This is a genomic window from Sulfuricurvum sp. (genome assembly GCF_049277495.1).
Taxonomy (GTDB): domain Bacteria; phylum Campylobacterota; class Campylobacteria; order Campylobacterales; family Sulfurimonadaceae; genus Sulfuricurvum.
Genome location: NZ_JBASYM010000035.1, coordinates 12,361 through 25,120 on the forward strand (window position 1 = coordinate 12,361; position 12,760 = coordinate 25,120).

13 protein-coding genes are annotated in these 12,760 nt (G+C 46.9%); 5 read left to right on the top strand and 8 right to left on the bottom strand.

Translation table 11 applies throughout. The features are described from left to right. The first annotated feature begins 11 nt into the window (after window positions 1-11). Complete coding sequence (locus tag WAO38_RS06955; protein WP_422235645.1) at window positions 12-2,288, top strand: ATP-binding protein; 2,277 nt, start codon at window positions 12-14, stop codon at window positions 2,286-2,288. Window positions 2,289-2,291: 3 nt separating this feature from the next. Here WAO38_RS06955 and WAO38_RS06960 read toward each other — a convergent pair whose 3' ends face one another. Then, window positions 2,292-3,041, bottom strand: coding sequence for a response regulator transcription factor (locus WAO38_RS06960; RefSeq protein WP_422235647.1), 750 nt, complete (start codon window positions 3,039-3,041; stop codon window positions 2,292-2,294). Window positions 3,042-3,228: 187 nt separating this feature from the next. Between WAO38_RS06960 and hemN the strand changes: the two genes are divergently transcribed. The 4 genes from hemN to lgt are packed head-to-tail and all read left to right on the top strand — an operon-like array spanning window position 3,229 to window position 7,195. Then, complete coding sequence (hemN, locus tag WAO38_RS06965) at window positions 3,229-4,596, top strand: oxygen-independent coproporphyrinogen III oxidase (protein WP_422235649.1); 1,368 nt, start codon at window positions 3,229-3,231, stop codon at window positions 4,594-4,596. A gap of 2 nt (window positions 4,597-4,598) precedes the next feature. Then, a complete protein-coding gene (locus WAO38_RS06970; RefSeq protein WP_422235651.1) occupies window positions 4,599-5,882 on the top strand; it encodes a (Fe-S)-binding protein in 1,284 nt (427 codons plus the stop codon). Beyond that, window positions 5,879-6,367, top strand: coding sequence for a HugZ family protein (locus tag WAO38_RS06975; RefSeq protein WP_422235652.1), 489 nt, complete (start codon window positions 5,879-5,881; stop codon window positions 6,365-6,367). The genes WAO38_RS06970 and WAO38_RS06975 overlap by 4 nt, the downstream gene beginning before the upstream one ends. Before the next feature lie 9 nt (window positions 6,368-6,376). Next, the gene (gene lgt, locus WAO38_RS06980; protein WP_422235654.1) at window positions 6,377-7,195 is read left to right on the top strand and encodes a prolipoprotein diacylglyceryl transferase; all 819 of its coding nucleotides are present in this window, start codon (window positions 6,377-6,379) and stop codon (window positions 7,193-7,195) included. On the opposite strand, the gene WAO38_RS06985 is transcribed toward lgt, so the two are convergent. From WAO38_RS06985 to WAO38_RS07015, 7 genes are all read right to left on the bottom strand, one after another. After that, window positions 7,171-8,376 (bottom strand): ArsS family sensor histidine kinase, encoded by a 1,206-nt coding sequence (locus WAO38_RS06985; protein WP_422235656.1) that lies wholly within the window; start codon window positions 8,374-8,376, stop codon window positions 7,171-7,173. The two genes, lgt and WAO38_RS06985, sit on opposite strands and share 25 nt — an antisense overlap. Further along, a complete protein-coding gene (locus tag WAO38_RS06990; RefSeq protein WP_422235658.1) occupies window positions 8,373-9,035 on the bottom strand; it encodes a response regulator transcription factor in 663 nt (220 codons plus the stop codon). The genes WAO38_RS06985 and WAO38_RS06990 overlap by 4 nt, the downstream gene beginning before the upstream one ends. A gap of 25 nt (window positions 9,036-9,060) precedes the next feature. Further along, complete coding sequence (locus tag WAO38_RS06995; protein ID WP_422235659.1) at window positions 9,061-9,489, bottom strand: hypothetical protein; 429 nt, start codon at window positions 9,487-9,489, stop codon at window positions 9,061-9,063. Window positions 9,490-9,569: 80 nt separating this feature from the next. Further along, a complete protein-coding gene (locus WAO38_RS07000) occupies window positions 9,570-10,613 on the bottom strand; it encodes an AI-2E family transporter (protein WP_422235661.1) in 1,044 nt (347 codons plus the stop codon). Window positions 10,614-10,635: 22 nt separating this feature from the next. Next, window positions 10,636-11,643 (bottom strand): Holliday junction branch migration DNA helicase RuvB, encoded by a 1,008-nt coding sequence (ruvB, locus tag WAO38_RS07005; RefSeq protein WP_422235663.1) that lies wholly within the window; start codon window positions 11,641-11,643, stop codon window positions 10,636-10,638. Window positions 11,644-11,742: 99 nt separating this feature from the next. Beyond that, window positions 11,743-12,531 (bottom strand): 3-methyl-2-oxobutanoate hydroxymethyltransferase, encoded by a 789-nt coding sequence (panB, locus tag WAO38_RS07010; RefSeq protein WP_422235665.1) that lies wholly within the window; start codon window positions 12,529-12,531, stop codon window positions 11,743-11,745. Window positions 12,532-12,575: 44 nt separating this feature from the next. Continuing rightward, a complete protein-coding gene (locus tag WAO38_RS07015; protein WP_422235667.1) occupies window positions 12,576-12,704 on the bottom strand; it encodes a hypothetical protein in 129 nt (42 codons plus the stop codon). Window positions 12,705-12,760 lie beyond the last annotated feature (56 nt).

The window sequence follows — 12,760 nt, forward strand, 5'->3', positions numbered from 1 at the left end:
AAGGAATCAGTATGCCTCTTCCGGATATGTTGAATTTAGTCCATGCAAAAGAGAGACTTTTTTCTGAAAAAGAGCCTCTTCTGCATGAATGGGTCGAGTCGGAACTGTGCCTATCGATTTTAGAGCGGCATGAGATTGAACCCGATTTTTTCCGTACCCATTATGCCGGAAGCGTTTTTGATTATTTTATGGGGGTGGTATCCGGAAGTATGGCGATCGGAGAGTGCCCGGTCATTGCAGATTTGATCGATTATCTGAAAAACAAAGATCTCCGGGCGGATGAACTGTTTGTCTTATGCACCCATTTTAAACGCGCTGTTTTGAATGCAACGTATCGTTTGGGGATCAATGACCAATCGATATTCAATGCGATCAGTTATCTTTTTGACCAAAATTTTGCCAGTGTTTTAAAGATCTATACCGATACGATCTACCAAAAAGAACAGGAGGCCATCAACGCTTCCAAGGCCAAAGAATATTTTCTCTCAAACATGTCGCATGAGATTCGGACACCGCTCAATGCGATTTTGGGATTTGTTTCTTTGCTGCGTGATGAGACGACCAACCCCCGTTATCAACAGTATCTCAATATTATTTCCAACAGCGGTGAAAACCTTCTCCATATTATGAATGATATTCTGGATTTCTCGAAACTCCGAAGCGGTGAATTTACCGTCGATCCTCAGCCGTTCAATATTCATGATGAAATATCGCATACGATGGAACTTTTCGTTCCGAGTGCCAATTCCAAAAGCATCACACTGACGAGCTTTATCGATCCGTCAATCCCTTATGAGATTGTTGCTGACGCGCTGCGGGTTAAACAGATTGTCGGAAATTTTCTGAGCAATGCCATTAAATTCAGCAATCCAGCCGGGGCAATCCATGTTGAAGCACGCTGTGAGGAGGGGGTACTCTCTTTGTCGGTACAAGACCAGGGTGTCGGGATCGCCCTGTTGGACCAGGAACGGGTATTTGACGCATTTTCCCAAGCGCAGGAAGGGACGATGAAAATCAATGGGGGCACAGGGTTGGGACTCTCGATCTGTAAGCAGTTAGCCATTCACATGGGGGGGACGATCGAACTCAATTCCGTTGTGGGAGAGGGGAGCCTTTTCACTCTGAAAATTCCGGTCATTGTCAACAGTGAGTGTGCGGTTTCGAAATTCGATATATCCATGTTTGAGGGGTTCCGTTTCGGACTTCTTGCCTACGATCCTTCCGAGAGCTATAAGCTTGAATCGCTGCAGCGTTATTGGGATCATTTCGGGCTGGATGTCCAGATCGTTGAAAATGTGCAGGCATCCTGCGATTTATTGATCTTTTTAGAGAGTTCGATGGATGATATGGCACGTGAAATAATTATTCGTGATCAAATTCCCTCTCTGGCGATTCTCGATTTTCTGGATGACCGTTATGATGCGACATCGACGATCGCACCGTTGACCTTTCCGATTTATTGTACAAAACTTCAAAGTGCTTTATGCGATGTTTTGGGTATGAATCAGCCTCATCTTCCCGAGGCGGAAGGGTTTAACGGACGGCGGGGATTTGAAGGGAAAATACTGGTTGCCGAAGACAACTTTGCCAATCAGGAGCTTATCAAAATCGTCTTGGAACGATACGGTTTGAAGTATGAGATCGCGGCTAACGGAGAAGAGGCTTTAGCGTTGTATCAATCCGAAGCCTTTGATATGGTACTTATGGATGAGCAGATGCCGTATATGAACGGCAATGAGGCAACCGCAAGTATCTTGGCGTTTGAGCAGGAACGAGGCTTGCCACACACGCCGATCGTAGCCCTGACGGCAAATGTCATTAAAGGGGCCCGTGAACGTTCGATTCAAAACGGGTATGATGCTTTCTTGGGAAAACCGATCGTACTGAAAGAGATTGAACAGGTATTTGAATATTATTTGAAATCGACCATCGTTCCCATCGTCGGAAACAGCGCACAGGTCGGGACCAAATGGGAAAATATCAATATGGATCATCTCAAAAGTGCATTGATGCTGGATGAAGAACAGATTGAATATTTACTCGGGATATACCGATCAAAAATGGAGCATTCGCTTCAGGAACTGCACAATGCTATTGAAAACAGAATGTATGAGAATATTGCATTTATCGCCCATGCCATTAAAGGTTCCAGTGCCAATTTCCGTTTTGACGAACTCTCCCGCCTCTCCCATGTTATCGAAGAGTCGGCAATGGAAAACGATCAAGAGTTTGATTTTAACGAAGCGTTTGAAGTGCTTCTGGGAGAATTTCGAAAACGGTTTGTATAACCGTTATTCTTCGAGATAGTATCCGACGCCGGACGCATTTTTAATGACATCGGTCGGGAGCTTGTTTCGGAGTCTCCAGACCAGCGTTCGGACGCTGTTATCGGTTGCCCCTTTGGCTTCCCAGACGTAGTTGATTGCCTGTTCAAAATCAACGACGCTTCCCAATTGTGCCACTAAGAGACGGATGAATGCGTTCTCTTTTTTGGTGAGTTTGATCTTTTGGTCTTGGTAGTAAGTTTCACCCAGTCCCGTGTCATGGCGGTACCCCTCACCAAATTCGACGATCGGTTTATCGGAAAGCTTTTTGGCGTAGACCAGCTTCTCGAGCTCTTCCCGGTCGGATTTGAGTTCATCGATATTGGAATTTCGTTTTTTCTCTTCTTTAAACCGGTACAGGGCCATTTGGATGGTGGTGTGAAGATTGATCGGATCAAACGGTTTAACGATATAGCCGTAAGGTTCCGTCCGTTTAGCTTTGGAGAGCATCTCATTATCCGAGTGAGCTGTCAGATAAATGAAGGGAAGCTGTTTTTTATCACGGATATATTGTGCCAGTTCAATACCGTCCATGGTCTTTTGGAGTCCGATGTCAATCAGAGCAATGTCCGGGTTGTAGATTTTGATTTTATTACGTGCGGTCACCGCATTGTCAGCAAGGGATATGACGTCGTAACCTTGTTTTTCTAAAGACATTTTTAAATTGATGGCAGTTACTTCATCATCTTCCACGACTAATACTTTGATAGCGCTCATAAACCCTCTTTTCGAAATTGCTATAATATAATGTGATAATTCTATCACACTATAGAATAAAGTAAGGAAATAAACTGTACAGAAGAGGAAATTTTTCTCGGGATAATAGAATAATGTTTCTTTTTTATCCGTTATTCAACGCAAAAGGGGCATAATCGCGTCATTCACAGGGAACGATAGGATGACTATGCTTGATTTTGATAAATTTACCAAATATTCTAAACCGGGACCGCGCTATACGAGTTATCCGACAGCACTCGAATTTAGCGAGGCCTTTGATTACGACAGCTATCTCGCAAAGCTACATGCTCAAGATCCTGCACGTCCGTTATCGCTCTATTTCCACTTGCCGTTTTGTAAGAATGCCTGCTATTTCTGCGGCTGTAACGTCGTCTTTACCTCCAAAGAGGATAAAAAAGAGCGTTATATCGATTATCTACTTCGTGAACTCCAAATTTTAAGTACCCATATCGATATAAACCGTTCGGTCATTCAGCTCCATTTCGGGGGAGGGACACCGACGTTTTTCGATGCGGATCAGTTGAACCGAATCATCAGTGCGATCAAGAGCCATTTTAAAAACTTTGCGCCTGATGCCGAGATCAGCTGTGAGATCGATCCTCGCCATATCAACGAAGAACAGATGAAAGTGATGAGTGATGCGGGATTTAACCGTGTGAGTTTCGGGATCCAGGATTTTGATGAGAAGGTACAAGTTGCCGTCCACCGCGTCCAACCGTACGATATCACCAAAGCGGCGATGGATTTGGCGCGCAAATACAACATGGTAAGTGTCAATGTCGATTTGATCTACGGTTTGCCGTACCAGAGTCTGGAGACATTCAAAAAAACCCTTGACCTTTCGCTCACATTGAATGCCGACCGCTTCGCTGTTTTCAACTATGCCCATGTGCCGTGGCTCAAAAAAACAATGCGTAAAATTGATGAGACGACACTTCCTCATCCGGCGGAAAAACTTGCCATCATGCGTTACACGATCGACCATATGGAGTCTAACGGCTACCGAATGATCGGAATGGACCATTTTGCCCGTGCTGAAGATGAGCTTTTCAAAGCGATTGAGAAAGGTGAACTGCACCGTAATTTCCAGGGCTATACTACCAAAGGGGGAGCAGACCTGATCGGTATCGGTCTCACCTCTATCGGGGAAGGGGCGGATTACTACGCGCAAAACTTCAAAGAGATGGAAGGGTATGAAGCGGCTATCGATGCGGGCAGATTGCCGCATGAACGCGGAGTAGCACTCAATGAGGATGATCGTATCCGTCAATATGTCATTATGGAGCTGATGAGTAATTTTAAACTCGATATCGTCCGTTTCGAGAGACTGTACGGAGTAAAATTTGCAGAATATTTTGCCGATGCTCTGGAAGCGCTTAAGCCGTTTGAAGAGGACGGATTGCTCACGATGAGCAATGAAGCGATTGAATGTTCGACGACGGGAACCCTCCTGATCCGTAATATCGCGATGCCTTTTGATGCTTATATGAAGCGTCACTCGATGAGTGACAAAGCGTTTAGTAAAACGGTGTAACCATGGAACCGCGCGAACTCTTTAATTTTACCGAAACCTCGGATGCCTGCATAAAATGCGGGAAATGTATTCCGGTGTGTACGATTCACAATGTCAATCCCGATGAGGTCACCTCTCCACGCGGATTTATCGATCTGCTCGGGGCATATCAACGCGGACAGTTGGAATTGGACAAAAATGCCAAGGCGATTTTTGAGACCTGCTTTTTGTGTACCAATTGTACGGATGTCTGTCCGAAAGACCTTCCGACCGATATGGTGATCGAACAGGTTCGTGCCGATCTCGCCGATAAATACGGAATAGCATGGTTTAAGCGGGGATTTTTCTTTCTTCTTCGTCATCGCAGACTGATGGATATCCTGTTTAAACTCGGTTACGTCTTTCAAACCTGCGGATTCAAAATCAAAGCGGAACTGAACTCGATGGAACCGCGGTTCAATTTGCCGATTATCAAAAAAGACCGTCTTTTGCCGTCGATGGGGAAAACGTCCTTTTTGAACAGTTATCCTGAAAATATTCCTCATGGCGGCAAACGCCGGGTTGCTATTTTTATCGGGTGTTTGGCAAATTACAATTACACGGAGATCGGGAAAGGTTTGCTGGAGATATTGGAAGCGCTGGAAGTGGATGCTTTTATCCCCAAAAAACAGCTTTGCTGCGGAGCCCCGGCCTATTTCACCGGCGACTTTGCAACCGTCGATCATAATGCCAAAAAGAATATTGAGTATTTTGAGAGTTTTATCGATGAAGTCGAAGCGATTATCATCCCTGAAGCGACCTGCAGCGCGATGATCAAAATCGATTACGAACATTTCTTTCACGATCAGCCCGAATGGCTGGAACGGGCCAAAAAACTCAAAGGCAAGATCTTTATGGCGACCGAGTGGCTGGAGCAAAAAACGGAGCTCAAATCATTATTGGCCAGCAAAGGGCGAAGTGATGCCGTAGTGACCTATCATGATCCGTGCCATGCCCGTAAAATGCAGGGTGTTTATCAAGAGCCTCGCCGCCTTGTTTCCCAGAACTATACGATTACCGAGATGAGTGACCCGAATGCCTGCTGCGGATTCGGCGGTGTGACGATGCAGACGGAAAATTTCCATTTCGCCCAAGCCGTAGGGAGACCGAAAGCCGCCATGATCGCTAAAACAGGGGCCCAGGTGGTTACCGCTGAGTGCAGCGCATGCCGAATGCAGATCAATAATTCCATGAACGAGGCGAATGTCGATGTCGTCTTTAAAAATCCGATCGAACTGATCGCCGAAGCACTGAAGGGACAATCATGACAACCATCGAGGTCGAATCGTTTTTAGAGACATTTCAAACCCTGGTAATGGCTTCTATTACCCCAGATGGCGAACCGCATGCGAGTACGGCTCCGTATATTCGGCTGGAGAATAATTTCTATATTCTCATCAGTACCGTAGCTCAGCACGGGCGGAACCTTTTGGCAGCGCAGAAAGTCTCATTGCTTTTTGCCGAAGATGAGTCTCAATGCATTCAGCCCTTCGCCCGCAAAAGGGTGACGATCGAAGCGGGTGTCTCTGAAGTAGGATCGGATGAAGAGAACTTTTCGCAAGTCATTGACCGTTTTAAAGCCCACTTTGATCCGGAACTGGTCGCATCACTCTGCAGTATGGGTGACTTCCATCTCTTTAAACTCTCCCCGAAAAGCGGAAGTGCCGTCATGGGATTCGGGAAAGCATACCGTCTGAATGAGAATCTCGAAATAGTGACTCATATCTCAGCGCAGCATCAGCATCAGAAATAAGTGATCATAATGGAATTTTGGAACCATATTTACGAGCATTTTAATCCGGTAGCCTTTAACCTCTTTTCGATTCCCGTCCATTGGTACGGGCTTATGTATGTCCTTGCCCTTCTCTCGGCACTGATGATCGCCAAGTGGATTGTAAAGAAAGACAATATCGCCATCACGAAAGAGCAGCTGGATGATTATTTTATCTATGCGGAAATCGGTGTTATTCTCGGTGCGCGGTTGGGGTATATCCTTTTTTACGATTCCCATACGTCGTATTATCTGACCCAGCCGTGGCAGATTTTCAACCCTTTTATCGACGGTCAGTTCGTCGGAATCCGGGGAATGAGTTTTCACGGGGCGATCGTGGGCTTTTTAATCGGATCGTACTGGTATCATCGCCGCCATGGGGTTCCTTTCGGCCGTTTGATGGATTTGGTCGCGGTTTCGGTCCCTCTGGGATATGTGTTCGGCCGGATCGGGAATTTTCTCAATCAGGAGCTGGTAGGACGTGCTACCGATGTACCGTGGGGAATCTATGTGTACGACACTCTGCGCCACCCTTCACAGCTTTACGAAGCGTTTGTCGAGGGAATCGTCGTTTTCGTGATTATCTATGCCTATCGCAAGCGCAAAGCGTTTGAAGGCGAATTGATCCTGTTGTACGGATTTTTATATGGAATCGGCCGCGCTTCGGTCGAATTTTACCGTGCGCCGGATGCGCAGATCGGGTATATACTCGGTCAATGGATGACGCTGGGGATGGCGTTGAGTTTAGCTATGGCGCTCGTTTCAGCTCTTTGCTGGCTATGGATTCAAAACCGTATACAAAAGGCGTGAACCCCGTCTTCATATTGGTAATCCAGCGTAAACTGGTGCAAGTCTGCGATGGATTGGGCAATATAGAGTCCTAACCCCAGTTCTCCGTCTCCCCGTTCGGTTACAAAAGCCTGCAATGCCTCTTCGACCGGACGTTTAAGCGGTTCGCCGCTGTTTCGGACACAGATTTTTTCCTCATCACAGTCGATATGTACCGGATACGACGAGGCGTGACGCACGGCATTATCGATAAGGTTCTGCAAGGCACTGGTAAAGAGGGGAACATCTACCGTAATCGTTCGATCGCACCCGCTCATCTGGAGAACCTCTTCTTCGATCATCAGATTACTCATAGCGGTGTGAATCATAGAATCGATTTGCTGAGGAGTTTTCACCAGAGCGAATGCATGAACCTTTTCAATCTGTGCCATTTGATGGATCAGATGTTCGAGACGATTAAAGAGTTTGCCCAGCATAGTTCGGTTAGGGCTCGGCTCTTCGAGCTCAACGATGAGTTTCCCCTTGGTGATAGGGGTTTTAAGCTCATGCATAATATTGCGTAAAAAAAGCTCACGGGACTTTTTGAGCTTGTTTTGCTTCATGAGGGCATCATGCAGGGCATTGGAGATAAGGGCAATTTCATCTTTGCCGTTGCTTTGGGTGTTGAGGATCTCTTCCCCCTCTCCATAGCGCTGTATCTGCTCATAAAGAGATTTGAGCGGTTTGAGGTTGCGCCAGAGGAGCAGATACATACTCACCAGACCGCCCAAGAGGGCAAAAAACAAAGACCAGACGAAATAGTAGGTTGTCTTTTCTGCCGTATCACGATAATACATCATACAGTGTTCGCGTTCTAATGCATAGATGAACCCGCTGTCATCCCGGTAGATCGTGACGCGGATATTTCGGGAATGGAGTTTTGAACGCATCGGCGGAGGGAGGGGAATCATCTCCATATTTGGGGATACCGCTTCAATCGTTTTGAAACCGGCCTCTTTGAGCTCTGTAGTTTGCTCCATACAGGTTCGGCTTTGCGTCTCTTCAAGGATACGGGAAAGTTCCATAGAACGGTGCGTAAGAAGACGGAATTTTTGCAGTTCCTGTTCATGCAATGCCGAGAGAAACAGTAAAACTAAAACAACAAGCGCCAAAAAAAAGAAAAAATGGAGCTTGAAAAATACGGAGTGGCGGCGTGAAATCATAGGGTAAACTGATATCCCATTCCTCGAATGGAACGGATGAGGGTAGGGTGTTTAGGATTGGCTTCCACTTTTTGACGAATTCGGCTGATGAGGACATCGATGCTCCGCTCCGAACTCTCCCACCCGATCGATTCGACGTTATTGGCGATAAAGTCACGGGAGATGATTTGGCGGCGGTGTTTGATTAAAAGGGCCAAGAGCTCAAATTCCGCACGGGTCAGGGGGAGAAGCTCACCCTCTTTGTAAATCCCGTTTTCATCGACGCGGAAAGTATCGCTGCTGGCCTGGATGGTTTTGCCGTTGATCCGGCGGAGGAGACTCTGTATCCGGGCAACGAGTTCTCTCGGCTCATAGGGCTTGGGGAGGTAATCATCCGCACCCAGTTCGAGTGCGATCACTTTGTCTCCCAAATCACTCCGAGCCGAAGAGATGATGATCGGAATGTCACTGCGCTCTCGAAGCGCTTTACATACATCCAGTCCATCCATTTCGGGAAGAGTCAGGTCGAGCAAAACCAAATCATACGATTCGATTCCCAAAGAAGCAAGGGCTGCTTTGGGATGAGCGTAAGCAATGACCTCCATCTGATAGCGTCCGAGATATTGTCCCAATAGATCGGAAATTTCCAGGTCGTCTTCGATCAGGAGGATTTTAATCATGCTTTGCTTCCTGCATTATTTTAGATTACATACCGCTCGCAGGCATTTTTTCATCTACCATCTTTTCCGGCATAGCAGGCTGTCCCATCGGCTGACTCATTTTTCCGGACATCGGTCCTTTCATATTGCATTTTTTGCCGTTCATCGGACGTAATGCATCGAGTTTGGTACGCTGTTCAGGAGTAAGAATCGCCATCATTTTTTCGTGTTGTCGGTTATGGAACGCTTTTCCCTCTTCACGGAGTTTTTTCACTTCCTCTTTTTGCTGATCATTGAGGCCTAAATTCTCAAAGAAAGGGGGAAGTTTTGAGGTGTCACATCCGCACTTACCCATCATTGGCCCTTGGCAGTTTCCGGCCATCATTCCCTGACCGTTCATCATACCCTGACCCATAGGGCATGCCATTAATGCGGTTGCACCGAGAATCAGTGCGATACTTAGAATCTTTTTCATTATTTTCTCCATTGCTGATTTTAAACTTTACCATCATAGGCTAATTGTGATAATCGTGGATCAATACTCTATTAACCGTATTAATGGCTCTGTTCTTCCTGCGGCATAGCATCAGCGCTGATCCGAAGCAATGTCAGAAAGAGTACGGTAATGGCGGGCCCGATAATCATCCCCCAAAATCCGAAGGTCGCCAAGCCGGCAATAATGGCAAAAAAGATGATGAGTTCATTGATTTTATCTTCGGGTTTGATCAATTTTTTGTTGATGAGTTTGATAATAACCGGTTTGATAAAGGTATCGGCGATGAGGGAGATGACGATAACTGTATACAAAGCGATAAAAAGGGCGTTTTGGGTATTGCCGACGGAGAGTTCAAAGAGGGTAAACGGGAGCCACATGATAACCCCTCCGATGACCGGAATGAGTGAAGCAAATCCGAACATGATCCCGAACAACAATCCGTTGTATCCCATATACTCTACGGCGATTCCAAACAATGCCCCCTCAAATACGGCAGTCGCAAGAATCGAATAAAAGACGACACTCATGGAAGAGCGCATCTCAAAGATGATAAGGGTGCTTTCCTGCTGGGGAAAATGGGCGGATCGTTTGAAAAATTCGAAAATCTCTTTACCGTAATAGAGTGCGACAAAGTAAAAAGCCAGAATAAAGACGGTGCGGGAGAGAAACGTCATCGCAAAACCGCCGATCTTGGATGCATACTCGAGGGAATTTTGGGCAAAAGTTGCGGGATCAAACCGGCTGAGAGAAACTTCCATCTTGGCTTCGATATTGGAAAGTGCCGGGGGAAGATGCGCGATCCAACTGCGTAGATGCAAGTCAATTTTTTGTAACATGGCCGGATCAAGGTTTTGGAGAAAAACGGAAAAATGGAATAAAAAATAGCTCACCGGAGCGAAAAACAGAGCGGAAAGGACCAATGTGGAGAGTGCCGATGCCCAAAAACGGCTTCGGGTCAGGTTGAAAAATCCCAATTGGATATGGTGTGTAGAGATAGCAAGGAGGGATGCGACAACGATACTGATCCAGAACGGTTCATAGAGCCGATACATTCCATAGGTGACAGCCAGTAACAAAACGATCGTAAAGTGTTCTCGTTTCACAGTCATTTATCCTTAGTGAAAATTATTCAAATAAACCGGTTTGAGGCGTTCCGAACTTGAGAAGCTCATGCGTTTTTTGGGTTGCCAGACGTCCGCGGGAAGTCCGCTCCAAATAGCCGTTTGCCAGCAGATAAGGTTCGAGGACATCTTCGATGGTCCCTTCGTCTTCGCTGAGGGCTGCGGCAATCGTACTGAGACCCATGGCTCTTCCTTTGGCATCCATAAGCAGCTGCAGCAGCCGGATGTCCATCTCATCGAATCCATGTGCGTTGATTCCGAGTTGATCAAGCGCATAGCGGGAACGTTCATGCAAAATAGTGCTTTCATTCGCAACTTCGGCGAAGTCACGTACCCGCTTGAGCAGACGCAGCGCGATACGGGGTGTTCCGCGGGAACGTTTGGCGATTTCGTGGGCCGCTTCTTTGTCGATAGAGGTCCCTAGTTTAACGGACGCTTGGGTAATGATAGAACAGAGCTCGTCGGGGCTGTAAAACTGGAGTCGAAAGTTCATACCGAAACGGTCGCGCAGAGGGTTGGAGAGCATCCCCGCGCGGGTAGTCGCACCGATCAGGGTAAAACGGGGAAGATCGATTTTGACTGTCTGCGCCGCAGGTCCGCTGCCGATGATGATGTCGAGACGAAAATCTTCCATAGAAGGGTAGAGGATCTCTTCGACCGCAGGCGAGAGTCGGTGAATCTCATCGATAAAGAGGATGTCCCCCTCTTCGAGATTGGTGAGGATGGCAGCCAAATCCCCGCTCTTTTCGATCATCGGGGCGGCTGTGACTTTGATGTTGCTTCCCATCTCGTTGGCGATGATGAGGGCTAATGTTGTTTTTCCCAGACCCGGAGGGCCGTAGAAAAGGACGTGATCGAGCGCTTCGCCCCTCTTGGAACTTGCTTCGATAAAAACACCCAGATTTTTTTTGATCTGATCCTGCCCGATATAATCATTCCAGGCACTCGGACGCAATGAGACTTCGGTCGTCTCTTCGGCGTTAAATTTTTCAATCTCTACGATACGTTCCATTTAGATCCTTAAAACGCATCGGGAATAAAATTCCCACTGCTACGCTTGCCGCTATGGCACTGAAGCTTGCCTCTAACGAGGCAGATTTTTTTCAAGGTGTTAGTAAACATAGTTTTCATCGGGAAAAGATCGGTTCTGAACTTCTTGGGCATACTCGGCAACGGCCTCTTTAACCGTCTGGGCACCGTTCATGTACTGTTTGACGAATTTAGGGACAAACGGCTCATACAGACCCAGCATATCGGAAAAAACGAGCACTTGCCCATCCACACCGTTGCCTGCACCGATTCCGATAACGGGGATGGCAACGCTTTTTGCGACACGTGTCGCAACATCGGCTTTTACCCCTTCGATGACGAGGATAAAGGCACCCGCTTTTTCAATGGCCTGTGCATCTTCGATGAGGGAGAGGGCTTCTTCTTCGGATTTGCCTTTGACCTTGTATCCCCCCTCGGCACGAACGGCCTGAGGAAGTAACCCGATATGACCGCAAACAGCGATGCCGTTGGAAGTGAGATGGCGTACTAACGGTGCTTTATCGGACCCGCCCTCGATTTTAACGGCGTCTGCGGGTGTTTCCCGAAAAACGCGGATCGCATTGGCAAGAGCCGTTACCCCGTCGGTATAGGTTCCAAAAGGCATATCGGTGATGACAAAAGTATCCGATGCACCTTTGCAGACGGCATTGGTATGGTAGATCATCTGATCCATCGTTGCGCTCAGAGTATCCGGGTTTCCGCCAAAACTCATGTTAAGACTGTCTCCGACAAGTAAAATGTCGGCACTTTCTTGAAACAATCGGGCAAAAAGGGCATCGTATGCCGTAATCATAACGAGCGGCTGAGCACCTTTGCGTTTTCGGATAGAGCCGATAGTGTGTTTTTTCATACTATAATATCCTATGTCGATATCTGCCTTTTTAGAGGCAAGTTTTACTGTCGCCTGCGGCTAAGCTTTCCGCCGACGACATGTGCCATAGCGGCAAGCATAATCCAACGGGCATAGCTTCGTTGGCGTTCTATAATAATATGATGGTAGTTTACCCAAAAATTCAGATGCATTGCTATTCTGTGGCAACTAAGAGGGGATATTAAACAAAACAACGCTATAATTTTTT

What these genes read in the sequence shown, in the direction of transcription:
- panB (WP_422235665.1), bottom strand. Translation starts at nt 12,531, where the DNA reads ATGAAAAAACACACTATCGGCTCTATCCGAAAACGCAAAGGTGCTCAG.
- hemN (WP_422235649.1), top strand. Translation starts at nt 3,229, where the DNA reads ATGCTTGATTTTGATAAATTTACCAAATATTCTAAACCGGGACCGCGC.
- WAO38_RS06985 (WP_422235656.1), bottom strand. Translation starts at nt 8,376, where the DNA reads ATGATTTCACGCCGCCACTCCGTATTTTTCAAGCTCCATTTTTTCTTT.
- WAO38_RS06970 (WP_422235651.1), top strand. Translation starts at nt 4,599, where the DNA reads ATGGAACCGCGCGAACTCTTTAATTTTACCGAAACCTCGGATGCCTGC.
- WAO38_RS06995 (WP_422235659.1), bottom strand. Translation starts at nt 9,489, where the DNA reads ATGAAAAAGATTCTAAGTATCGCACTGATTCTCGGTGCAACCGCATTA.
- lgt (WP_422235654.1), top strand. Translation starts at nt 6,377, where the DNA reads ATGGAATTTTGGAACCATATTTACGAGCATTTTAATCCGGTAGCCTTT.
- ruvB (WP_422235663.1), bottom strand. Translation starts at nt 11,643, where the DNA reads ATGGAACGTATCGTAGAGATTGAAAAATTTAACGCCGAAGAGACGACC.
- WAO38_RS06960 (WP_422235647.1), bottom strand. Translation starts at nt 3,041, where the DNA reads ATGAGCGCTATCAAAGTATTAGTCGTGGAAGATGATGAAGTAACTGCC.
- WAO38_RS07015 (WP_422235667.1), bottom strand. Translation starts at nt 12,704, where the DNA reads ATGCATCTGAATTTTTGGGTAAACTACCATCATATTATTATAGAACGC.
- WAO38_RS06955 (WP_422235645.1), top strand. Translation starts at nt 12, where the DNA reads ATGCCTCTTCCGGATATGTTGAATTTAGTCCATGCAAAAGAGAGACTT.
- WAO38_RS06990 (WP_422235658.1), bottom strand. Translation starts at nt 9,035, where the DNA reads ATGATTAAAATCCTCCTGATCGAAGACGACCTGGAAATTTCCGATCTA.
- WAO38_RS06975 (WP_422235652.1), top strand. Translation starts at nt 5,879, where the DNA reads ATGACAACCATCGAGGTCGAATCGTTTTTAGAGACATTTCAAACCCTG.